The sequence below is a fragment of the Duganella sp. LjRoot269 genome (assembly GCF_964254095.1).
GTDB lineage: Bacteria > Pseudomonadota > Gammaproteobacteria > Burkholderiales > Burkholderiaceae_D > Rugamonas > Rugamonas hordei.
This window is the reverse complement of the sequence record NZ_CAXUSL020000001.1, coordinates 724948-747299: the sequence shown is the minus strand read 5'-3', so window position 1 is coordinate 747299 and position 22352 is coordinate 724948. Positions and strand designations below refer to the sequence as shown.

The window sequence follows — 22352 nt, the reverse complement described above, 5'->3', positions numbered from 1 at the left end:
ATCAAATATCCTTGAACAGCATCTGCCCCTGGTCGTCCACAGCCAGATACCCCATTTCAGACGCATTCAAAAAATCCACTCCATCCCGCTGCTTCAACATCGTGATGGTCGAACAGCTGCCGGCCGCAATCGCCATCGGCGCCAGCACGCTGACCGAGCGCCAGTAGCACACCGGCATGCCGTCGCGCGGGTCGAGGATGTGGCAATAGCGCCGCCCGTCGATCTCGAAGAAACGCTCGTAGTCGCCGCTGGTCGCTAGCGCGCCGCTGCTGATCGGGATGCTGGCGATCACGCCATCTGGATCGCGCGGGTCCTGGATGCCGATGCTCCACGGGCGTCCATCCAGGTCGGGCCCGATGAAGCGCATGTCGCCGCCGAGGTTCACGTAGCCGTGCCTGACGCCGGCATCGGCCAGCAACGCCGCCGCGCGGTCCGCCGCATACTCCTTGCCGAAGCCGCCGAAATCGATTTCCATGCCGGCCTGCCGCAGACGCACGTCCTGTCCGCCGCACTCCACCTTGGACCAGCCGACCAGCGCCAGCAAAGGCTGCAGCACCCGGGCCGCCGGCACTTTCGGCTGGCGAAAATCCCAGGCCCGCCGCAGCACGCCGGAGGTGATGTCGAACAGCCCGTCGCTGGCGCCGTGCAAGGCCGCCGCGTAGTTCATCAGCGACATGGTCTCGTCGTCGCAATGCACCGCCTCGCCGCCCGCCGCCGCGTTGATGCGCGAGACGATGCTGTCCGGCCGATAGCGCGAATACTTGGTTTCGATACGCCGCACCTCGGCAATGGCCTGCTGCGCCAGGCGCTCGGCCGCCTGTGCATCGGGTGCGCCGATGCGCAGCTCGCAGCGGCTCGCCATTGCGTCAAACGTGGTGCGGTGTATCGCCTCTACCATTGCCGGTTGATCCCTATCTGTATCGTCTGCGCGCGGAACGCGTCCAGTCCCGGGCTGCCTTCATGGAACAGGCGCCAGCTGCCGCGCTGCTGGTAGGCCGACACCTTGACGTCGACCGACCACAGTTTGTCCAGCTGCTTGCTGACCTTGAGCGCCAGCGTCACCGCGCCGAAGCCGGACAGGCGCTGGTCGGCGGACATGTAGCCGCTGCCGTTATACCCCGGCGGGAACGGCGCGCCGAGACGCGTATCGTAGACCGGATCATAATAGAAGCTGGCCGCGCTCTGCGTGTACAGGCGTACTTCCGGCGTCACGGTCCAGCCGTCCGACAGCGGCTGCACATACTCCTCGCCCAGCGTATGCCCGCGCACGCCGAAGCTGTCGCGATAGTAGCGGTACGACAGCCTGCTGGTGCCGCCGGTCGACGCCAGATGATGATTCCAGCGCGCCAGCAAGGTGCTCTCGTCGCGGCTGCGCGGACGGTTGTCCAGCGACTTGTACGGATCGGAGAAATATCCTTCCCCCGCGCTGTGCGTCAGCGTCAGCTGGGCGATATCGTTCGTCGTCAGCACCTGGGTGACGCCCAGCAGCACATTGGTGGTGCGCTTCTTTTCGTTGCTGACGATACGGTTGACCGGATCGATGCGGTCGTCGGCATGGCCGACACCGACGGTCCAGGTGGTGTTCTTGTTCTCGCTTTCGTAGCTGCCCTGCAGCGACAAGGCGCGCGACACATAATCATGCTCGGTAGAGTAGGCCGCGCCCACGGTCACGCTGCCACGCTCGAAGTAGCGGGTGACGGAGGCATCGCCGGCCGTGCGGTGGTCCTGCATGTGCGACGCGCCGGAGATGGCCGTGTGATACCGCGGCGAGGCGCCCGACACGTCGTCCGACACCAGCGATGCACCGATGCTCCACACGCCGGCGACCGGCGCCACGATCGCCACCGACGGCGAATGCACGCTGATCCGGTCCAGCCCGGACTGGCTGTCCTTGTAGTCCAGGTAACCCAGCGAGATGCTGCCGTTGGCCGGCGGCGTCTCGGCGTGCGCCTGCACGCCGGGCAGCATCAGCGCGGCCACCATGATGGAGGCGGCCAGGCTGTGGTTGGAATCTTTTTCAGTCATGGTGTTCCCTTAATTGCAGCCACAGCCGCCGCCGCCCACACCGGCGCCGCCGGCGGACGCCTCGCGGCTGGTGTAGATATGCTCGTCGAAGCGGTTGAACAGGTGGCTGTCGCCGAAGGTCATTTCGGAACGCGCCAGCGTGCCCTTTTCCCACGGCTGCACATTGCCGAGCGAGGCGCAGCCGGACAGGCCGGCCGCCAGGACGATCAACAGTATCGCCTTCATTTGACGGCTCCCAGCGCGGTCTGGATTTTTGCTTCAAGGTCGGCACGGTCGGCTTCGCGGAAACCCGAGTGCTCCAGCAGCACCTTGCCGTCAGGGCCGATCAACACGCTGCTCGGCATGCCCTTGATGCCGTAGTTGCGCGGGGTTGCGCCCTGCGGATCGAAGACGATGCTGAAGCGCGCCGGTGTCGTCGCCAGGAACTGGCGCGCGTCGGCGCTGTTGGCGTCGAGGTTGATGCCGACGATCTGCAGGCCCTTGGCGCCATACTTCGCCTGCATCTCGTTCATCCAGGGGAAAGACTGGCGGCACGGTCCGCACCACGAGGCCCAGAAGTCCACGTACACCAGCTTGCCCTGCAGCTTGGCCAGCTTCACCGCGCCCTCCATGCCCTGCAGGTCGAACTGCGGTGCGGCAGCGCCCTTGTCCAGCGCGAAGGAAGAGGAAGCAGCCAGCGCCGCGGCAAACAGCAATGCGATTGATTTTGTGTTCATTTCAGGCTCCAGTGATTTTTCTGTTTGACCAAAGGCCGGCGGCGGCGCCAGCCGATGACGACCAGCGCCACCACCACCAGCACGACCATCATGGGATCGGTAACGTCGGCCGCCATCGAGCAGCCGCCTCCGCCGCGATTCGACGGTGTGCCGCTGGGTGCGGCGGCGGTGCCTTGGCCGTTCAGCGCGATGGTCCAGCTGCTGCCGGCAACGTTCGACTGGATCGCCACGCTGCCGCTGCTGGTGCCTGCATTGAGCGGAGTGTAACGCACCAGCAGGTCGCAGGACGCGCCCGGCGCCAGCGTCAGCGGGAAGGCTGCGCAGCCGGTGCTGTCGGACACGGCGGCGAACGGGCCGGTGTAGGCGGCGCCGGCCAGCGTGAGCGCGGCGGCGCCGCTGTTGGTCAGCGTAAAGCGCCGCGTCGGCGCCGTGCCGCCTATGACCACCGCGCCGAAGTCAAAGCTTTGCGGAGCGATGGTCAGCGACGGTGTGCCGCCGGCGACGGCGACACCGCTGCCGTTCAGCGCCAGGTGGAACTGGGCGCCGCTGTCGGTCACCAGCAGCAGATCCGCGCTGCGCGTACCCGCTGCAACCGGCTTGAACGCCGTGGTGACGGTGCAGCTGGCGCCCGGCGCGACCGCGCCATTGGCCGCGCAAGTGCCGCCGACGACGAAGTCGCCCGGCTGGTTGCCGCCCAGAGTCAACGTCGATATGGTCAGCGCGGCGCTGCCGCTGTTGCTCAGCGTGGTCGTGTGGACGGCTGCGCTGCTGCCGACTTGCGTATCGGCGAAGGCCACCGGGCCGGTTTCGGACAGCGCCGGCGTGCCGGTCGCCTGTTTGGTGCCGGTGCCGCTGATGCCCACTTGCAGCGCCGGCGCATTGGAAGTCACCGCCAGCGCGCCGCTGGCGGCGCCTTCGGCCGTCGGCGCGAAGCGCACCGGCACCGCGCAGCTGGCGCCCACGGCAAGGCTGACGCCGCAATCGCCGGCGCCGAGATTGAAGCCGGCATTGCCGGTCAGCCCGATCTTGGTGAAGCCGATGGCGACGTTGCCGGTATTGGCCAGCGTGACCGTTTGGGTCGCCGCCGCGGCGCCTATGGTCTGCGCGCCGAAGGCAATTGCCGATGGCGTCGCGGTCAGCGCCGGCGCCGGCGTCGTGGCGCTGCCGGACACGCCCAGCGTGGCATTGCCATTCGAGGCATTGGAGGCCAGCGTCAGGCTGGCGGTGAAGGCACCGGCCGTCACCGGCAATGCCTGCAGCGTCACCGTGCAGCTGGCGCCCGCAGGCAAGGCTGCCGGCGCGCCGACGGCGCAAGAGCCGCCAAGCGTGATGATGCCGGCGTTGGCGCCGCCCAGCGCGATGGAGGAGAACGTCAGCGCGGCCTGGCCGCTGTTGCTGACCGTGACAGTCGACACCGTCGACGGCGACCCGGTCAGCAGCGTGCCGAAATTGACGCTGGCGGCCGACAGCGCGATGGTCGCCTGCGGCGTGCTGTTGCCGGTGCCGCTGAGGGCGACGCTGCTGCTGCCGCCGGCGGCGTTGTGGGTGATGGTCAGCGAAGCCGCGCGCGCGCCTGCGGCGGTCGGCTTGAAGCTGGCCTGCACGGTGCAGCTGCCGCCTGCCGCGATGGCCGCGCCGTTGGCGCAGCTGCCGCCTGCCAGCAGGAAGTCGCCCGCCGCGGCGCCACCGATGGCGATGGTGCCGATATTGAGCGCGGCGTTGCCGGTGTTGCTCAGGGTGGCCGCCAGCGGGCCGGCGGTCTGGCCGATGCCGGTGCCGCTGAAGGTCAGGCTGGACGGAGCCAGCGAAGCCGCCGGTGCGGCCACCACGTTCGGATTGCCGATGAAGGCCGCCAGGTCGGCCAGTTCCGCCGCGCTGAATTTGCCGTTGAACAGGCTGCCCATGCCGCCCACGTTGGCGGCGAAGGCGTTGGAGATGACCGAAGGCTGGTTGGCCGCCGCCAGTATGCCGTTGACGTTACTGGCCGGCGAGGCGCCGTGGCAGGATGCGCAGCTGGCGCCGCCGGAAACCGGTCCGTTCAGATAAAGACTCTTGCCGTTCAAGGCATCGGCCGCCATGGCCTGCCCCGACAGACCCGCCAGGGTGGCCACCATCGCCAGCAGCACCGCCGCCCACCGTATTCGAATACCCCATGCCATGCCGTTCTCCTGAAGATTGATCTATAAGCCGCAGACAGAGATCGCAAAGGCATTCATGCCGCTATGGACCAGCGCGCACCAGTGCCAGCTGCGGGTGCGTTGGTACAACAGCGCCAGCGCCAGGCCCGGCGCCAGCACCGCCAGCGCCTGCTGCCAGCCGGCGCCCAGGTGCAGCAGGCCGAAAACCGCCGTCGACGCCAGCACCGGCGCGGCTTGCGGAACGTGCATGCCGCCATCCGCCACCTGCCGCATCATCCATTCCTGCAGGCCGGCGCGCACCACGCACTCCTCCAGCGCAGGCGCCAGCAACAGCAGGCGCACACAGGCGCCAAAGTCCGGGGCCTGCAGCTGCGCGCTGCATAAGTGTGAGATCAAGGTCATGGATTTGCCGCCGATTACGTATCTTGTCGGACCGTTCATTCCCGGTCCGGCGGCAAAGGTTCTAGCGGCAGGAGATTTATTTGCGACCGGTAAGGCGGTCGAACCACTTGGCGGCGATGCGCTTGTTGGCTTTGAGGGTGTAGTCCAGCGTGGCGAACTGCTCGTCCAGCGCTTCCTGCAGCATGCTGGCCGGATTGGCCGGCGGCAGTTTGAGATAGGCATCGGCCTCGCCGTGGTCGCGATGGATTTCCATCCCGGCCTTTTTGGCGATGTGCATCATCGTCTTGTTGGACGACAGGCAGTGCATATACAGCGTGTCGACGTCGTTGTTGCGGCAGTGGATGGCGGCGCGCTCGAACAGCCTGGAGCCGATGCCCATGCCGCGCGCCGATTTGCTGACCGACACCCCGAACTCCGCCACCCGCTCCTTCTCGGTGACGGCGCTCCTGGATTCATCGCGCGGCGCGAACGCCAGGTGGCCCACCGCCACCAGCTTGAACATGCGGTTGTACACGCCGAACACCATGTCGCGCGAGAAATCGATGCGGTTGACGTAGTTCTCGACCTGCTCGTCCGGCAGCACGGTGCCGAAGCGCAGCAGGCGGTCGCCGCTCTCCAGGCCGAGGAAGTGCTTGACCATGCGCCGCCGGTCGCGCTCGTGCAGCTCCTTGACGAGCACCGTCGGACGACGCTTGTCGTCTTTGTGCTTGCCCCAGCGGCGCAGCGGATTTTGGAACAGATCGATCGAGTTCATACTTGCCAAATAATTATGGTGCAGTGCAACATACGATCAATTGTACCCTTCTTTATCCGTCCGTGCCGGGAGCGTCGGAGGCCGGCAGCGCCGCCTTCACGGCGCTGACCCGGGCGTTGTGCACCAGTTCGGGGATGCGCTGCGGCGCCGCGGCGCTGGCCTGGGCGATCTCGCCGGCGTTGACGCCGCGCGCCGCCGCCATGGCGTTCTCCAGCCACGCCTTCTGCGGAAACGGCGCGTCGCGATAGCTGGCCTGCGGGCCGATGCGGCCGCGCGAGTCGCACTCGGTCGCCAGCAGCATCTGCACAAAGCGCGCGGGCTTGCGGAAGGCGTCGCAGCGCTCGAGCAGCTTGACGATGGTGTTGGCGCGCAGCTGCAGGGCGCGGCCGACGTTGCCGTGCTCGCGCGCCGTCATCACGGCCAGGTCGCGGCACTCGGTCGGCACCTTCAGGCGCTTGCACACCTGCTCGACCAGCTTGACGCCCATGCCCTCGTGGCCATGGTGGGCCGGCCAGCTTCCGGACGGCGTGACGCCCTTGCCCAGGTCGTGCATCAGGCAGGCGAAGCGCGTCGGCAGCTCCAGCCCCGCCTCCGCCGCGCAATCGATCACCTGCAGCATGTGCAGGCCGGTGTCGATCTCGGGATGCCATTTCTCCGGCTGCGGCACACCCCACAGCACGTCCAGCTCCGGCAGGATGCGCGCCAGCGCGCCGCAGTCGCGCAGCACCTCCAGCATGCGCGACGGCCTGGCTTCCATCAGGCCGCGCGCCAGTTCCTGCCACACGCGCTCCGGCACCAGCGCGTCGACCTCGCCCTGCTCCACCATCCGCTTCATCAGCGCGTTGGTTTCGGGGGCGACGCGGAAATCGCTGAAGCGCGAGGCGAAACGCGCCACGCGCAAAATGCGCACCGGGTCTTCGGCAAAGGCGTCGGACACGTGGCGGAAGATGCGCGCCTCGATATCGCGCCGGCCGCCGTAGGGGTCGGTCAGCGTGCCGTCGCCGGCGCGGGCGATGGCGTTGATGGTCAGGTCGCGCCGTACCAGGTCGTCTTCCAGCGTGACGTCGGGCGAAGTATGGAACACGAAGCCCTTGTAGCCGGGCGCCGTCTTGCGCTCGGTGCGGGCCAGCGCGTATTCCTCCTGCGTGTCCGGATGCAGGAACACCGGGAAGTCCTTGCCGACCGGGCGAAAGCCCTTGGCCAGCATGTCGTCCGGCGTGGCGCCGACGACGACGTGATCGTGGTCCTTGACCGGCAGCCCAAGCAGCTCATCGCGAACGGCGCCGCCGACGACATATATCTGCATCGCTTAATCCGGCATCTCGGCGTCGTGCCTGGGCGCCGTTTCGGTTTCGGCCAGCGCCTCGGCGACCCAGCGGGCCACGGCGGGATGGGCCTGCACGCGCTGGCAGTAGGCGTCCAGCGCCGGCGCCAGCGCCACGCCGTAGGTTTTAAAGCGCATCACCACCGGCGCGTAGTAGGCGTCGGCGATCGAGAAGTCGCCGAACAGGAACTGGTGGTGGCCGAAGCGCGACAGGCATTCTTCCCAGATTTCGCTGATGCGGCCGATGTCGGCCTGGGTGCCGTTGGTGCGGCCCTTGCCCGGATAGCTGGCGCGGATATTCATCGACATCGAGTTGCGCAGGTCGGAAAAGCCGCCGTGCATCTCGGCGCAGATCGAGCGCGCCATCGCGCGCGCGGCCACATCCTGCGGCCACATGTGCAGTTCCTGGAATTGCTCGGCCAGGTATTCGCAGATCGCCAGGCTGTCCCAGATCGTCATCTCGCCGGCCAGCAGCACCGGCACGCGGCCGCTGGCCGAGTAGCCGCAGATGCGGTTGGCGGTGTCGGGCTGGTCCAGCAGCACGCGCACTTCCTGGAACGGTATGCCGAAGGCGGTCATCGCCACCCATGGCCGCATCGACCAGGACGAATAGTTCTTGTTGCCGATGACGAGCGTCAGGCCCGGTTCGCGCGCGGCGGCCAGGGATTGCGACAGGCTGGGATCAAGTTGAGTGCTCTGCATGATGCGTCCGTAGTGGTTGGTGTTCTTTAGCGCGAACCGAAGCTCGATTCCTGCTGTTCCTGTTCGGTGTAGCCCTTCGGCGCGACGTTGCCCAGGCGCGCCTTCAGCGATTGCGGCCGCCCTTCAAACAGCGCCGCGTAGTAGGTCGTGTTCGACATCACGTTCTTGACGTAGGTGCGGGTTTCGACATACGGGATCGATTCGATGAAGACCGCGCTGTCCATCGGTTTGGTCAGGGTCGAGCGCCATGAGCGCAGGCGGCCCGGCCCGGCGTTGTAGGCGGCGGTGGCCAGCACCTGCGAGCCGTCCATGTTCCCCAGCACCATGTTGAGGTAGTTCGCCCCCAGCAGGATGTTGGTGCGCACGTCGCTCAGCATGTTCTGCGCGAAGTCGGCCAGGCCGATTTTCTTGGCGACCCAGCGGCCGGTGGACGGCATCACCTGCATCAGGCCCGAGGCGCCGACGTTCGACTGCGCGTCCATGATGAAGCGCGATTCCTGGCGTATCAGGCCGTAGACCCAGGCCTTGTCCAGGCCCAGCGTCTGCGTGGTCGGATGCATGATGTCGATGTGCGGCGACGGGAAGCGCTGCGTGTAGTCGACCTGGATGCGGGTGCGGTCCGAGGTGTTGACCATGCGGTCGAGGATATTGTTCTGGCGCGCGAATTCGGCGGTGGCCAGGTGTTCGCGTTCGCTCAGGCCGCGCAGGCCCCAGTTCCATTCGCGCGTGCCTTCGAAGCGCAGCCGCATGCTGAAGAACTTGAGCGCGCGCTGGAAGTTCGGATTGGCGGCGATGGGAGCGATCTCGTTTGCTCCGATCGGCAAGCCAGGCAGCGGGATCGTCACCAGCTTGCCGGTTTCCTCCAGCGCCAGCTGGCCGTAGAAGTTGGACTGGTCGGCAATGCTGTGGAACAGCTGCAGCGCCTCTCCCGTCGGCTGGCCGGCATTGGACTGCGCCATCAGCGCGCGGCCCAGCCAGTACACCCAGGCCGGATCGCTGCGCAGCGCCGACGGCATGGCGCGGATGTTCTTCTCCACCTGCCGCCAGTCGCCGTTGCGCAGCGCGATGCGGGTCTTCCACTGGATCTGGTCGATCGACAGCGCGGCGCCGTTCGATTTCCGCCAGTACTCGGTGGTCTCCGGCGACAGCGAATACGACGACTGCAGCGCGATCGCCGCCCACGCTTCCTGCTGCTCCTGCGCCGTCATTTTCGGCGCGGCCTTGTCCAGCGCCAGCACCGCCAGCCTGCTGCTGGTCTTGGCCATGCGGCCGATGGCGACGATGTAGATCTCGTGATCGGTGCGGCCGCTGCCGGCGCCCTTGGTCAGCGCGATGGCCGGCAGGTCGACCGCCTGCACCGCCTTCTTCTCGTTCCCGCCAAGCAGCGCGGCGATGCGGCGCGCCTGGCCGGTGGCGTTGTATTCGCCGGACAGGCGCAGCTGCGCATACAGGTCGTCGACGCCGAACTGGCCGGCCTGGTACAAGGTGGCGATCAGGCCGGCGCACGGTTCGCCGTAGCCGTTGGGCGCGGTCAGCAGCTCGCGCGCCTCGCCGGCCACCTTCTGCCCCTTGAGGGCGCGCGACTGCAGCGCGTAGCATTTGACCTGGGTGTCGTCGTTCAGCACGAACAGCGGCAGCTGCTCGTCGAAGGTGGCCCAGTCGCGCTTGCGGCCCAGCTCCAGCAGCCAGTCGTTGCGCAGGCGGTCGACGATGGCCTGGCCTTCGTAGCGCTTCATGAAATCGCGGATTTCGGCGCCTGAAGCATCCTTCAGGCGCGGTTTCAGCCGATAATAATCGACATAGGATGGGATCGAATAATCGGTCAGGCGGGCGGCGTAGAAATCGGCCTTGGCGGCATCGTCCTGGCGCACCGCGTCGCGCAGCAGCAGGAAGGAGTCGTCCGCCCTGCGGCCGTCATCGCCAAGGTCGTCGGCATGGGCAAAAGCGCTGAGGGCCACAGTCATGACCACGGCGACGGCGCCGGCAATCCATTTCGAAGCGGAAATCAATGTGCAACTCTCTAAAGTCTTTAATATCTGAACCATGACCAGCGACCCTAGAATACCACGCAGCGCGACCGAACCACCAGCCCCGGCCACCATGGCCAAGGCCGATTTGCGCAAGCGCCTGCTGGCCGCGCGGCGCGCGCTGGACGCGGCCACGCGGGCCGCGTGGGACCATGCGATCGGCGCGCAGGTGGTGGCGTGGTGGCGCGCCGCGCAGCCGGCCGCGCTGGGGGTCTACTGGCCGCTGCGCGACGAGCCGGACCTGCATGCGGCCTATGCCGAGCTGGCCCGCCTGGGCGCCAGGCTGCTGCTGCCGGTGGTGGTGGAAAAACATGCGGCGCTGGAGTTTGCCGAATGGCGCATCGGCGAGACGATGGTCAAGGATGCGATGGGGGTGGCGGTGCCGGCCGATCTGCGGCTGCAGGCGGCGTATCCGCCGGCGCTGCTGGTGCCCTGCCTGGGTTTTAATCCGCAAGGCTATCGGCTGGGGTATGGCGGCGGGTTTTACGACCGCACCTTGGCGCGGGAGCCGCGCCCGCAGACGGTGGGCATCGCCTACCGGTGCCTGCAGGTGCGGTTCGACAGCGACGGCCACGACGTGGCGCTGGACCGCATCGTGACCGAGACTGAATAAACCCGCTTACACCAGCCGCTGCCACAGCGCGGTGGTCGCGGCGGCCTGGTTCATGCTGTAGAAATGCAGGCCCGGCGCGCCGCCGGCCAGCAGCCGCTCGCACAGCTGCGTCACCACGTCGAGGCCGAAGGCCTTGATCGACGCGCTGTCGTCGCCGAAGCTGGCCAGCTTCAAACGCACCCAGCGCGGGATCTCGGCGCCGCACATGTCGGAGAAGCGCATCAGCTGCGTGTAGTTCGTGATCGGCATGATGCCGGCCACAATGGGCACGTCCAGGCCCAGCTTGCGGGTCTGGTCGACGAACTGGAAATAGGCGTCGGCGTTGTAGAAGTACTGCGTGATGGCGGCGTTGGCGCCGGCCTTCACCTTGCGCTCGAAGGCCAGCAAGTCGTCCTGCGGCGACTTGGCCTGCGGGTGCACTTCCGGATAGGCCGCCACTTCGATGTGGAACCACTCGCCGGTCTCCTGACGGATGAACTCCACCAGCTCGTTCGCGTAACGGAACTCGCCTGCCGCGCCGTAGCCGCTCGGCAGGTCGCCGCGCAGCGCGACGATGCGCTTGATGTTGTGCGACTTGAAATCGGTGAGGATCTCGCGGATCGATTCGCGCGTGCCGCCGACGCAGGACAGGTGCGGCGCGGCGTCTTCACCGGCGGCGAGGATTTCCACCACGGTGTCGAGCGTGCCGCGCTGCGTGCTGCCGCCGGCGCCGAACGTCACGGAGAAGTATTTGGGCTTCAGCTCGGACAGCTTGGCGCGCGTGACGCGCAGCTTTTCCGCGCCTTCCGCCGTCTTCGGCGGAAAGAATTCGATACTGAAATTATGATTAGCCATCTGAGTTCTTCAAAAGTAAGGTAGACAGAGCCCAGGAAATCACGCTGTACAACAGTGCGCCACCGATGGCCGACACGAAGCTGTCGACGTGGAAGCCGTCCACCCATTGGGCGACCAGCCAGAACATGAAGCCGTTGATGATGAAAATGAACAGGCCCAGCGACACCAGGGTCACGGGCAGCGTCAGCAACAGCAGCACGGGGCGGATCAGCGTATTTACCAGGCCCAGTACAAGAGCCGCGACGAGGGCTGCGCCTATGCTTGTGACATCGACGGAATGCATCAGGTAGGGAACTGCCAGCAAGGCAATTGCATTGATTAACCAGGTAAGGACCAAACGCATAGTTAAGACTCGCTGCAAAGTGGCACGGCGTCATTCCCGCGCAAGCGGGAATGACGGAGGTTTTAATAACGATAGTGGTCAGGCTTGTACGGACCTTGCTGCGACACGCCGATGTAGGCCGCCTGCTCTTCGGTCAGCACGGTCAGTTGCGCGTTGAGCTTTTTCAGCTGCAGGCGCGCGACTTTCTCGTCCAGGTGCTTCGGCAGCACGTACACGCCGACCGGATACTTGTCGGTGTTGGCGTACAGCTCGATCTGGGCGATGGTCTGGTTCGCGAACGACGAGCTCATCACGTACGACGGATGGCCGGTGCCGCAACCCAGGTTGACCAGTCGGCCTTCGGCCAGCAGGATGATGCGTTTGCCCGACGGGAAGATCACGTGGTCGACTTGCGGCTTGATGTTGTCCCAGGTGTACTTCTTCAGCGCGGCGACGTCGATCTCGTTGTCGAAGTGGCCGATGTTGCAGACGATGGCCTGGTCCTTCATGGCCAGCATGTGCTTCTCGGTCAGGATGTGATAGTTGCCGGTGCAGGTGACGAAGATGTCGCCGTGCTCGGCGGCGTAGTCCATGGTCACGACGCGGTAGCCTTCCATCGCCGCCTGCAGCGCGCAGATCGGATCGATTTCGGTGACCCACACTTGCGCCGACAGCGCGCGCATCGCCTGCGCCGAGCCCTTGCCGACGTCGCCGTAGCCGGCGATGACGGCGACCTTGCCGGCGATCATCACGTCGGTGGCGCGCTTGATGCCGTCGACCAGCGATTCGCGGCAGCCGTACAGGTTGTCGAACTTGGACTTGGTGACGGAGTCGTTGACGTTGATGGCCGGGAAGGCCAGCTTGCCTTCCTTGTGCATCTGGTACAGGCGGTGCACGCCGGTGGTGGTTTCCTCGGTCACGCCCAGGATCTGCGGCAGGCGCTTGGAGTACCACGACGGGTCGATCGCCAGGTGCGCCTTGATGGCGTTGAACAGGCAGATTTCTTCTTCGGAACCTGGCGCGGCCAGCACCGAAATATCCTTCTCGGCGCGGGCGCCCAGGTGCAGCAGCAAGGTGGCGTCGCCGCCGTCGTCCAGGATCATGTTCGAGTAGACGGCGTTGCCCGATGCGTCGGCCGGCCATTCGAAGATGCGGTGGGTGTAGTCCCAGTACTCGTCCAGGGTTTCGCCCTTGATGGCGAACACCGGCGTGCCGGCGGCGGCGATGGCGGCGGCGGCGTGGTCCTGGGTCGAGTAGATGTTGCACGAGGCCCAGCGGACCTTGGCGCCCAGCGCTTCCAGCGTCTGGATCAGCACGGCGGTCTGGATGGTCATGTGCAGCGAACCGGTGATGCGCGCGCCCTTGAGCGGCTGCGATGCGGCGAATTCCTCGCGGATGGCCATCAGGCCAGGCATTTCGGTTTCGGCAATCTTGATTTCTTTGTCGCCCCAGGGCGCCAGGGAGATGTCGGCGACCAGGTAGTCTTGTGTGGATTTGAGTACGGCGTTCATCACGCCCTCCTTTCATGTGTTGAAAAAAGTAACGTGAGCGCAGTTGCAGATTCCGAGCCTGGCGAATTCGTGATTCGTCGCAACGCTCCTCGGAAGGCGCATTTTAGCAAAAAAAAACGCCCCGCAGGGCGTTTTTACTGTACCGGCCGGATTACTTCAGGCCGGCGGCGGCGCGCAGGGCCGCGGCCTTGTCGGTGCGCTCCCAGCTGAACTCCGGCTCTTCGCGGCCGAAGTGGCCGTAGGCGGCGGTCTTGGCGTAGATCGGACGCAGCAGGTCCAGCATCTGCACGATGCCTTTCGGGCGCAGGTCGAAATGCTCCATCACCAGCGCGGCGATTTTCTCGTCAGGAATCACGCCCGTGCCTTCGGTGTAGACGGTGATGTTGATCGGACGCGCCACGCCGATCGCGTAGCTGACCTGCACCTGGCACTGGCGCGCCAGGCCGGCGGCCACCACGTTCTTGGCCACGTAACGCGCGGCGTAGGCCGCCGAACGGTCCACTTTCGTAGGATCCTTGCCCGAGAACGCGCCGCCGCCGTGCGGGCTGGCGCCGCCGTAGGTGTCGACGATGATCTTGCGGCCGGTCAGGCCGCAATCGCCCTGAGGACCGCCGATGACGAAGCGGCCGGTCGGGTTGACCAGGTACTTGGTGTTGACCAGCCACTCGCGCGGCAGCACCTGCTTGATGATGTCCTCGATCACCGCTTCTTCAATCTGCTTGTGCTGCATTTCCGGCGCGTGCTGGGTCGACAGCACGACGGTGTCGACCGACACCGGACGGCCGTTGACGTAACGCAGCGTGACTTGCGACTTGGCGTCCGGACGCAGCCATGGCAGGCGACCATCCTTGCGCAGCTGCGACTGGCGCTCGACCAGGCGGTGCGCGTAGTGGATCGCGGCCGGCATCAGCTCGGCGGTTTCGTCGCAGGCATAGCCGAACATCAGGCCCTGGTCGCCGGCGCCCTGGTCCAGGTCGATGCCGGCGCCTTCGTCCACGCCCTGGGCGATGTCCGGCGATTGCTTGTCGTAGGCCACCAGCACGGCGCAACCTTTGTAGTCGATGCCGTATTCGGTGTTGTCGTAGCCGATGCGCTTGATGGTTTCGCGCGCGACTTGAATATAATCCACGTTGGCGTGGGTGGTGATTTCACCTGCCAGCACCACCAGGCCGGTGTTGCACAAGGTTTCCGCGGCAACGCGGGCTTTGGGGTCCTGGGTCAGGATCGCATCCAGAATGGCGTCGGAGATCTGGTCGGCGACCTTGTCCGGATGGCCTTCGGAGACGGATTCCGAGGTGAAGAGATAATCGTTTGACATCGCAAGCTCCTGATACTGGTTAAATATGTTTGTCGCCAACCAATACGGCTTGCGACGCTTTAGCGATATTTATATTCCGCCACGCAAGTTGTCTGTTAACTCAGCGGATACTGCATACGTGGTATTTTACGCTTCTTAAAAAATTTTGGCATAGCAACAGAAGCCAGAGTCACCCTCAAATAGACAAATCATCTTCATGCTTGTTCCCATTTTTCGTTTTCTTTCATTTTTCCCATTGCCGTTTCTGCACGCAATGGGGGCCGCGCTTGGCTGGCTGGTCTACCTGAGTTCGCCTTCCTACCGCCGCCGCATGCGCGACAATCTGGCGCTGGCCGGCTATACGCAACACCTGTCGGCGGCGATCGCCGAGGCCGGCAAGAGCATCGTCGAACTGCCTTTCATCTGGTGCGCCGATCCGCAACGCGTGTCGCGCCATGCCACCGACGAGAACTGGAACATCGTCCAAGCCGAGCTGGACGCCGGACGCGGCATTGTGTTCCTGACGCCGCACCTGGGCTGTTTTGAAATCGTCGCGCAGGAAATCGCGCTGCGCACCGAACTGATGGTGATGTACCGCCCGCCTAAAAAAGCGGCATTGAAACCGCTGATCGAAGGCGCCCGCGCGCGCGACAATCTGTTGCTGGCGCCGGCCAATATGTCCGGCGTGCGCATGCTGGCCAAGTGCCTCAAGAAAGGCAAGCCGATCGGCCTGCTGCCGGACCAGGTGCCGCAGGAAGGCGAAGGCGTGTGGGCCAAGTTCTTCGGCCGCGACGCCTACACCATGACCCTGCCCGCCAAGCTGGCGCAACTGGGCGACGCCACCGTCATCGTCACCTACGCCGAGCGCCTGCCTGGCGGACGCGGCTACGTGATCCGCTTCGTGCCCTTCGACGGCACGCTGGACGGCAGCGCCGCCGAGCAGGCCCAGGCCATCAACGGCGCCATGGAACGCCTGATCGCCCGCAGCCCGGCGCAGTATTTCTGGAGCTACAACCGCTACAAGGTACCGGCCGGCATCGCCGCGCCCACCGCGGCAAACGCGGGAGAACAGCCATGAAGCTGCTGCTGGGGATCATGTGGCTGCTGCACTGGCTGCCCTTGCCGGTGCTGGGCCGCTTTGGCGACCTGGTCGGCAGCCTGCTGTTCGTGGCGATGCGCTCGCGCCGCCACATCACGCTGACCAATCTGCGTCTGTGCATGCCGGAGCTGACCGAAGCGCAGCGGGTCGACATCGCCCACCGCCACTTCCAGGCGTATTCGCGCAGCGTGTGGGAGCGCGGCATCCTGTGGTGGGCTTCCGAGGAGCGCCTGAACCGCCTGATCAAGGTCGAGCCGGGTCCGGTGCCGGTCGAGGAGATGAGCTCGAAGCCGACCATCCTGCTGTGCCCGCACTTCGTCTGCCTGGACGTGGCCGGCGCCTCGATCGCGATGGTGGCCAGCGCCTCGTCGATGTATGTGCAGCAAAAGAACGCCACCTTCGACCGGGTGCTGCGCGCCGGCCGCGCCCGCTTCAAGCCGGTCAAGCTGTTCACGCGCCAGGACGGCATCAAGCCCATCCTGCGCGCGCTGCGCGACAAGCTGCCCTACTTCATGCTGCCGGACATGGACTTCGGCGACAAGGATGCCGAGTTCGTGCCCTTCTTCGGCATCGAGGCGGCCACCTTGACCGCCACCGCCCGCATCGCCGCCACCACCGGCGCCCAGGTGATGCCGGTGATCGCCACCTTCCTGCCCGATTACCAGGGCTGGCGTGTGAAATTCTATCCAGTGTGGGACAATTACCCTGGTCCCGATATGGTCGCCGCCACCCGCCGCATGAACGAGTTCATCGAAGAGCGCGTGCGCGAGGCGCCGGCCGAGTATTTCTGGACCCACAAGCGGTTCAAGACCCGGCCGTCTGGCGAACCGTCCCTGTACAGCAAACAATAAAAGCGCAGATGAAACTCAAATTCACCAAAATGCACGGCGCCGGCAATGATTTCGTCGTCATCGACGGCATCAACCAGGCCATCGCCTTCACGCCGGCGCAGTGGAAGCTGCTGGGCGACCGCCGCTTCGGCGTCGGCGCCGACCAGATCCTGCTGGTGGAAAAGCCGACCCAGCCCGGCTGCGATTTCCGCTACCGCATCTTCAACGCCGACGGCGGCGAAGTCGAGCAGTGCGGCAACGGTTCGCGCGCCTTCGTCAAGTTCGTGTCGGAAAAAGGCTTGACCGACCAGCGCAGCATCACGGTGGAAACCAAGGCCGGCGTGATCGCCCCGCGGCTGGAGCTGGACGGCAGCATCACGGTGGACATGGGCGCGCCGGTGCTCGAGCCGGCGCGCGTGCCGTTCGACGCCGAAGGCTTGCACGGCGAGCGGCAGGCTGAGGACACGTTGTGGCCGCTGGTGCTGGAACTGGGCGGCGCGCGCGAAAAGATCCTGATCTCGGTGGTATCGATGGGCAATCCGCACGCGGTGCAGATCGTCGACGACGTCGACACGGCGCCGGTGGAATTGACCGGTCCGCTGATCGAGCACCATGCGCGCTTCCCGAACCGCGTCAACGCCGGCTTCATGCAGATTCTCGACCGCAACCACGTCAGGCTGCGGGTGTTCGAGCGCGGCGTCGGCGAAACGCTGGCCTGCGGCACCGGCGCCTGCGCGGCCGCCGTGGCCGGCATCCGCCGCGGCTTGCTGGACAGCCCGGTGCGCATCGATGCGCGCGGCGGCCAGCTGTCGATCAGCTGGGACGGCCCGGGCCAGCCGGTGTGGCTGACCGGCCCCGCGGTGACGGTGTTCGAAGGCGAGATAGAAATCTAAAACGGCGTTAAAGCGGCGTCAGGCGGCCAACCGGTCGTCGCCGGCGGCGACTCCGGCTGCGGCCGGCGCCCAGGTCTTCAGGCGGTACAGGCGCTGGCGGTAATTGCCTTCCAGCCCATCGGGTCCGCTGTCGACACTCTCGAACAGGCGCACGATGCGGTCCAGCGCCTGCCGCTCGCGCGCCGTGCGCAGCAAGATCAGCCGCCGCTTGCTGCGTCCATAGCTGGCGCGGATATCCACCACCAGGCAATGGCCCTGGTCGGCCGCCTTCACATCCAGTAACAACGCTTCAGCCCGGCTCAGGCCGAACAGCTCGGCCAGTTCCAGGCGGGCCGCCAGCAGCGGCTGGCTTTCCAGCGCCTCGCGCGTCAGGCCGGCCAGGATCGCGCCGGTCCACTCCGCTTCCTTGGGCTCGGCCGCGACGCGCAGCAGCGCCGCCTCCGCTTCGCAACAGCCCTGGGTGGCGGCTTTCTGCAGCCAGTAGGCGGCGCGCACGTCGCTGTATTCGTCGGTGCGGCGGTTGCGCCACGCGTACATGCCGCATTCCAGCTGCGCGCCCTTGTGCCCCATGTCGGCCGCGCGCTCCAGGTAGCCCTGCGCCTCGGCCACGCTGCGCTGCGAAAATTCCGGCTTCAGGTAGATCCGCGACAGCGCGTACCAGGCGTCGGCCAGGCCCTGCTCGCCGGCCAGCGTCAGCCAGCGTATTGCCCGTTTGAAATTGACGGCGGTGATGCCGTTGGCTTGCCGCCTGCCCTCGCCGTCCATGCGCGCAAACCACAGCCCCAACGCCAGTTGCGCGGCGCGGTCGCCGCCGTGCGCGGCCAGTTCGCGGCAATGCCGCAGTTCGGCCTCGTGGTCCGGCAAACCGTCCAGCAACTCGGCGCAGCGGACCAGCAGCGTCTGTTGCACCGGCTCGGGCTGCCAGTCGGTCAGGCGGGCCGCTTCGGCATCGAGCGGCGCCTCGGCCAGCAGGGCGCGCACCAGCGGCAACGCGCGTTGTAAAAATGCCTCACGATCGCCGTTCCAGCTTTGTTCCAGCACCGCGTATTGGGCGGCGGCCAGGCCGCCGTCGGCCGCCCGCGCCAGCCATTGCTGACGTGCATTGCCGCGACTGGCCGGCAGCACGCGCGCGCCTTGGCGCGCCGGCACCGGCGCCTGCGTCGCGGGAACCGGCGGTTGCGCGCCGGATTGATGGGCCAGCAGCCACTGCGCCTCGGTCGAACCGGAGCGGGCGGCCGATTCCAGCGCCTGCAGCGCCTTGTCGCGTAAATGCAACGATTCCGCCGGCCGCGCCTGATTTAGCACAAGTTGGGCCAGCACCAGGCCGGCCTGCTCGATGCCGGCATCGTAGGCGCGGTCGTACCACGACAGCACCGACGGCAGACAATGCTGCGCATGCTCGAACGGCACGTGACTGCCGATCAACATCCAGGCCTCATCCTGTTCCTGCAGCGCGGCGCGGTTCAGCCAGTGCAGGGCGGTTGGCAGGCTCAACGGTAGGCTGGCGCCGCCGAACAGATAGAGCTTGCCCAGCGCCAGCTGGCACACCGCGTCTCCCGCGCGGGCGCCCCGGATAATGCCTAACTCTTCTCGATTTGCCATCGTCTCACTATTAGTCCGTTTCATGGTAGCGGGCGGCGCATGTGCGCCGCCCGCGCAAGCTGGTGACGACCGGTTATAGCTATGAGTGTAGCGTGCGATCCGCGCCACACCCTAGACAATATGCGGATCGGTTTGATTTGGCACAACGGCGGCCACCCGTTTCCGCCTGTAGGCTAGAGCTAATTTGATGCCCGAATGAAAGGAAATAATGGTCAAACAGGGGCCAATGGCCTACGAATTAAGCGTTTCAAAAATACAACAAGAAGGCGGATTTCTTTGGCTTTCGACCAAAACAAGCGGTCATAATCAACCATTCCAGCGCTTTTGACCCGGCGAGACATTAAGGTTCTTACCAACCAAGGGTCGTCATGCGGCCTGACAGCTTCAGAAATTTGCACGTTCACTCATAAAGGAATAACTCAAATGAAAAAATCTTTAGTGGCTTTGGCACTCATGGGCGTATTTGCTGGCGCATACGCGCAATCGTCCGTGACCATCTATGGCACTGTAGATGCAGGTCTGTCCAAGCGCACCGGCACCACCGTCGCCGTTGGCAAACGTGACAACAACAAACTGGGTTTCCGCGGCGTCGAAGACCTGGGCAGCGGCCTGAAAGCCATCTTCCAACTGGAGATCCGCTACGAGCCGGACACCGGCACCATTGAAAACACGTCGGGCGCCAACAGCCGTCCACTGTTCCAGGGCCAGAGCCGCGTCGGCCTGCAGGGCGACTTCGGTACCGTCCGCCTGGGCCGCGGCCTGACCGCCTTCCAGGAAACCAGCACCGCCTTCGAACCATGGAGCGGCATGCCAGCCGTCGCCGGCTACCAGACCGACCTGCAAGTGGCCGGCTACACCAGCGATCCGCTGAGCCCGGTCGGTAACTCGGCCAACCGCTTCTCGAACGCCATCTTCTATAACACCCCGGTCATCGCCGGCATCTTCCAGATCAACGCCACCGTTGCCACCAAGGATGCACTGGGCAACGCCGCGATCGTCGGCAAGGGCACCGCCGCCGCGCCGCAATACCCGGCCAACACCACGCTGAACACCGCGCCGTACTCGCTGACCGCCACCGCCAACAACGGTCCGTTCGCCGCCTACATCGCCTACGAAAAGAACGCGGTGGAAACCAAGCTGTGGTCGATCGGCGCTTCGCTGAAGCCTATCAACGATCTGAAGCTGATGGCTTCCTACCAGGCACAAGACCAGTCCAACAGCGTGCTGATCAATCCTAAGACCAAGGCCTGGCTGATCGGCGCCAACTACACCGTTGGTGCTGGCCTGATCCGCGCCGGCTACGGCCAGAAGACCCCGGACAACGTCCTGGCAAATCCAGCCATCGCCAAGACCAAGCAGGCGTCGATCGGCTACGACTACAACCTGTCGGCCCGCACCTATCTGTATGTTGATGCCTCGAACAAGAAGGCAGCAACCACGCTGAATTTCTACAGCGTCGGTATCCACCACAACTTCTAAGTCGCGCAGTCGGCAAGAACTGCCGGCGATAGTGTTGGGGAATGACGGACATGGGCAACCATGTCCGTTTTTTTTCGTTTAGAATGACCTTGCCTCTCAACACACGTAGATAAAGTAACTCAATGACTGCCCCCCTGGATTCCACCCTCGTCGCACAATACCTGACCGATCACCCGCATTTCTTCGAAGAGCATGCCGATTTGCTGGGCGAAATCAAACTGGCCAGCCCGCTGACGGGACGCGCCGTGTCGCTGCAGGAGCGCCAGATGGAAGTGATGCGCGACAAGTACAAGGCGCTGGAACTGCGCATGAGCAACCTGATGCGCCTGGCGGCCGAGAACGAAGCCATCGCCAACAAATTTCACGGCTGGACCAAGATCCTGCTGGAAGCGGAAGATGTCGGCTCCATGCCGCACGCCGTGGTCAGCGGCCTGAAGTCCAGCTTCGACGTGCCGCAGGTCACGCTGCGCATCTGGGAAACCGCCCCCGACTATGCCGGCGAATGGTTCGTCAACGGCGTGTCGGAAGACGCCCGCATCTTCGCCAACAGCCTGATGGCGCCGTACTGCGGCACCAACAAGGATTTCGAAGCGGTGCGCTGGCTGGAAGACGCGTCCGGCATCACGTCCACCGTCATCATTCCGCTGCGCAAGCCGGGCAACAAGAACGCCTTCGGCCTGCTGATCCTGGGCTCGGCCGATCCGGCGCGCTTCACCTCGCTGATGGCCACCGACTTCCTGGTCCACATCGGCGAAACCACCAGCACCGCGCTGGCCTGGTTGCTGGCCTGAACGACACCATGAGCGCCGAACCAGACAGCAAGCTGGCCTGGATCGACGCTTACCTGGCCCAGCTGCGCGACCAGCGCCAGCTGTCGCCGCACACCGTGGCCGCCTATGCGCGCGATCTGCAGGAATTGGCCGAGTTGTCGGCCGGCCAGGATTGGCCGCAGCTCGACCATTTCGCCATCCGCCGGCTGACCGCCAAACTGCACTCGCGCCAGCTCGATCCCCGTTCGATCGCCCGCAAGCTGTCCAGCTGGCGCGGCTTTTTCGAATGGCTGAGCGGCCAGATCACCCTATCCTCCAACCCGGTGCAGGGCGTGCGCGCACCCAAGCAGGCCAGGACGCTGCCGCGCGCGCTGTCGGTCGACGACGCCGTGCGGCTGGTGGCGCCGTCCACGCCGCACGCCGGCGCCGCCCCCGAGGCGGCCGGGCTGTGCAACCGCGCCATGTTCGAACTGTTGTATTCCAGCGGCCTGCGGGTATCCGAGCTGGCCGGACTGGACTTGACCGCCGGCAAGGGCGCGCTGGGCTGGGTGGCGCTGGAAAACCACGAAGTCGTCGTCACCGGCAAGGGCAACAAGCAGCGCATCGTGCCGGTCGGCCAGGCGGCGATGGACGCGCTGGCGGCCTGGATCGCCGTGCGGCCGGCGCCGGCCGACGGCGGCAACGCGCTATTCCTCAGCAGCCGCGGCACCCGGGTCTCGCCGCGGGTGATACAGCAGCGCCTGCAGGCCCACGGCGTGGCCAGCGGCGCTCCGGTGCACGTGCATCCGCACATGCTGCGCCATTCGTTCGCCTCGCACGTGCTGCAGTCGTCGGGCGACTTGCGGGCGGTGCAGGAAATGCTGGGCCATTCCAGCATCAGCTCGACCCAGGTCTACACGGCGCTGGATTTCCAGCACCTGGCCGAGGTGTACGACAAGGCGCACCCCCGAGCCAAAATCAAATAGGCGGTACTGATACGCCTCAAACGGGCGATTTGCTAGCATCCGCCAAATT

22 protein-coding genes and 1 riboswitch are annotated in these 22352 nt (G+C 65.6%); of the genes, 7 read left to right on the top strand and 15 right to left on the bottom strand.

What is annotated here, in order from left to right; genetic code table 11:
- Position 1: 1 nt before the first annotated feature.
- From ACSQ3S_RS03255 to ACSQ3S_RS03210, 10 genes are all read right to left on the bottom strand, one after another.
- Entirely contained in the window at positions 2–898 is an 897-nt protein-coding gene (locus ACSQ3S_RS03255) for an FAD:protein FMN transferase (RefSeq protein WP_436141570.1), read from the bottom strand.
- Positions 892–2025 (bottom strand): DUF3570 domain-containing protein, encoded by a 1134-nt coding sequence (locus ACSQ3S_RS03250; protein WP_436141569.1) that lies wholly within the window; start codon positions 2023–2025, stop codon positions 892–894. The genes ACSQ3S_RS03255 and ACSQ3S_RS03250 overlap by 7 nt, the downstream gene beginning before the upstream one ends.
- A 9-nt stretch (positions 2026–2034) precedes the next feature.
- Positions 2035–2250: a DUF4266 domain-containing protein gene (locus ACSQ3S_RS03245; protein ID WP_353403934.1), complete on the bottom strand. Its 216-nt coding sequence runs from the start codon at positions 2248–2250 to the stop codon at positions 2035–2037.
- The gene (locus ACSQ3S_RS03240) at positions 2247–2741 is read right to left on the bottom strand and encodes a TlpA family protein disulfide reductase (RefSeq protein ID WP_413447374.1); all 495 of its coding nucleotides are present in this window, start codon (positions 2739–2741) and stop codon (positions 2247–2249) included. The genes ACSQ3S_RS03245 and ACSQ3S_RS03240 overlap by 4 nt, the downstream gene beginning before the upstream one ends.
- Positions 2738–4900, bottom strand: a complete 2163-nt coding sequence (locus ACSQ3S_RS03235) for a choice-of-anchor D domain-containing protein (RefSeq protein ID WP_436141568.1) — start codon at positions 4898–4900, stop codon at positions 2738–2740. Before ACSQ3S_RS03235 ends, ACSQ3S_RS03240 begins: the two co-directional genes overlap by 4 nt.
- Before the next feature lie 21 nt (positions 4901–4921).
- The gene (mrtJ, locus tag ACSQ3S_RS03230) at positions 4922–5281 is read right to left on the bottom strand and encodes a JDVT-CTERM system glutamic-type intramembrane protease MrtJ (RefSeq protein ID WP_353403931.1); all 360 of its coding nucleotides are present in this window, start codon (positions 5279–5281) and stop codon (positions 4922–4924) included.
- Between the two features lie 76 nt (positions 5282–5357).
- A complete protein-coding gene (locus ACSQ3S_RS03225) occupies positions 5358–6035 on the bottom strand; it encodes a GNAT family N-acetyltransferase (protein ID WP_176652942.1) in 678 nt (225 codons plus the stop codon).
- A gap of 52 nt (positions 6036–6087) precedes the next feature.
- Positions 6088–7341, bottom strand: coding sequence for a multifunctional CCA addition/repair protein (locus tag ACSQ3S_RS03220; RefSeq protein WP_436141567.1), 1254 nt, complete (start codon positions 7339–7341; stop codon positions 6088–6090).
- A gap of 3 nt (positions 7342–7344) precedes the next feature.
- Positions 7345–8061, bottom strand: a complete 717-nt coding sequence (locus ACSQ3S_RS03215) for a glutathione S-transferase family protein (protein WP_176652944.1) — start codon at positions 8059–8061, stop codon at positions 7345–7347.
- 26 nt (positions 8062–8087) lie between these two features.
- Positions 8088–10025 carry a transglycosylase SLT domain-containing protein gene (locus ACSQ3S_RS03210; protein ID WP_436141566.1) on the bottom strand — a complete coding sequence of 646 codons (1938 nt, stop codon included), beginning with the start codon at positions 10023–10025 and terminating at the stop codon, positions 8088–8090.
- Between the two features lie 136 nt (positions 10026–10161).
- Between ACSQ3S_RS03210 and ACSQ3S_RS03205 the strand changes: the two genes are divergently transcribed.
- Positions 10162–10701: a 5-formyltetrahydrofolate cyclo-ligase gene (locus ACSQ3S_RS03205; protein WP_436144987.1), complete on the top strand. Its 540-nt coding sequence runs from the start codon at positions 10162–10164 to the stop codon at positions 10699–10701.
- 6 nt (positions 10702–10707) lie between these two features.
- Here ACSQ3S_RS03205 and metF read toward each other — a convergent pair whose 3' ends face one another.
- From metF to metK, 4 genes are all read right to left on the bottom strand, one after another.
- Complete coding sequence (gene metF, locus ACSQ3S_RS03200) at positions 10708–11535, bottom strand: methylenetetrahydrofolate reductase [NAD(P)H] (RefSeq protein WP_176652946.1); 828 nt, start codon at positions 11533–11535, stop codon at positions 10708–10710.
- Positions 11528–11878 carry a phage holin family protein gene (locus tag ACSQ3S_RS03195; RefSeq protein WP_176652947.1) on the bottom strand — a complete coding sequence of 117 codons (351 nt, stop codon included), beginning with the start codon at positions 11876–11878 and terminating at the stop codon, positions 11528–11530. The genes metF and ACSQ3S_RS03195 overlap by 8 nt, the downstream gene beginning before the upstream one ends.
- A 62-nt stretch (positions 11879–11940) precedes the next feature.
- Positions 11941–13368, bottom strand: coding sequence for an adenosylhomocysteinase (gene ahcY, locus ACSQ3S_RS03190; RefSeq protein ID WP_436141565.1), 1428 nt, complete (start codon positions 13366–13368; stop codon positions 11941–11943).
- A 28-nt stretch (positions 13369–13396) separates the two neighbouring features.
- Positions 13397–13465: riboswitch (S-adenosyl-L-homocysteine riboswitch) on the bottom strand.
- Positions 13466–13519: 54 nt separating this feature from the next.
- The gene (metK, locus tag ACSQ3S_RS03185) at positions 13520–14686 is read right to left on the bottom strand and encodes a methionine adenosyltransferase (RefSeq protein ID WP_176652949.1); all 1167 of its coding nucleotides are present in this window, start codon (positions 14684–14686) and stop codon (positions 13520–13522) included.
- Between the two features lie 196 nt (positions 14687–14882).
- Here metK and ACSQ3S_RS03180 point away from each other — a divergent pair, with 196 nt between their 5' ends.
- Genes ACSQ3S_RS03180 through dapF form a run of 3 tightly spaced genes read left to right on the top strand, consistent with a single transcriptional unit; the run spans position 14883 to position 17487 of the window.
- A complete protein-coding gene (locus ACSQ3S_RS03180; RefSeq protein WP_413447370.1) occupies positions 14883–15743 on the top strand; it encodes a lysophospholipid acyltransferase family protein in 861 nt (286 codons plus the stop codon).
- Positions 15740–16615 (top strand): LpxL/LpxP family acyltransferase, encoded by an 876-nt coding sequence (locus ACSQ3S_RS03175; RefSeq protein WP_436141564.1) that lies wholly within the window; start codon positions 15740–15742, stop codon positions 16613–16615. Before ACSQ3S_RS03180 ends, ACSQ3S_RS03175 begins: the two co-directional genes overlap by 4 nt.
- A gap of 8 nt (positions 16616–16623) precedes the next feature.
- Positions 16624–17487: a diaminopimelate epimerase gene (gene dapF, locus ACSQ3S_RS03170; protein WP_176652952.1), complete on the top strand. Its 864-nt coding sequence runs from the start codon at positions 16624–16626 to the stop codon at positions 17485–17487.
- Between the two features lie 18 nt (positions 17488–17505).
- Here dapF and ACSQ3S_RS03165 read toward each other — a convergent pair whose 3' ends face one another.
- On the bottom strand, positions 17506–19089 hold the full coding sequence (locus tag ACSQ3S_RS03165; RefSeq protein ID WP_436141563.1) for a tetratricopeptide repeat protein: 1584 nt from the start codon (positions 19087–19089) through the stop codon (positions 17506–17508).
- A gap of 423 nt (positions 19090–19512) precedes the next feature.
- On the opposite strand from ACSQ3S_RS03165, the gene ACSQ3S_RS03160 reads away from it, so the two are divergent.
- The 3 genes from ACSQ3S_RS03160 to ACSQ3S_RS03150 all read left to right on the top strand — a co-directional run bounded on the left by ACSQ3S_RS03160 (position 19513) and on the right by ACSQ3S_RS03150 (position 22303).
- Positions 19513–20568, top strand: a complete 1056-nt coding sequence (locus tag ACSQ3S_RS03160) for a porin (protein WP_176652954.1) — start codon at positions 19513–19515, stop codon at positions 20566–20568.
- Positions 20569–20690: 122 nt separating this feature from the next.
- Positions 20691–21359 (top strand): DUF484 family protein, encoded by a 669-nt coding sequence (locus ACSQ3S_RS03155; RefSeq protein ID WP_436141562.1) that lies wholly within the window; start codon positions 20691–20693, stop codon positions 21357–21359.
- A gap of 8 nt (positions 21360–21367) precedes the next feature.
- Complete coding sequence (locus ACSQ3S_RS03150) at positions 21368–22303, top strand: tyrosine recombinase XerC (RefSeq protein WP_436141561.1); 936 nt, start codon at positions 21368–21370, stop codon at positions 22301–22303.
- Positions 22304–22352: the final 49 nt, after the last annotated feature.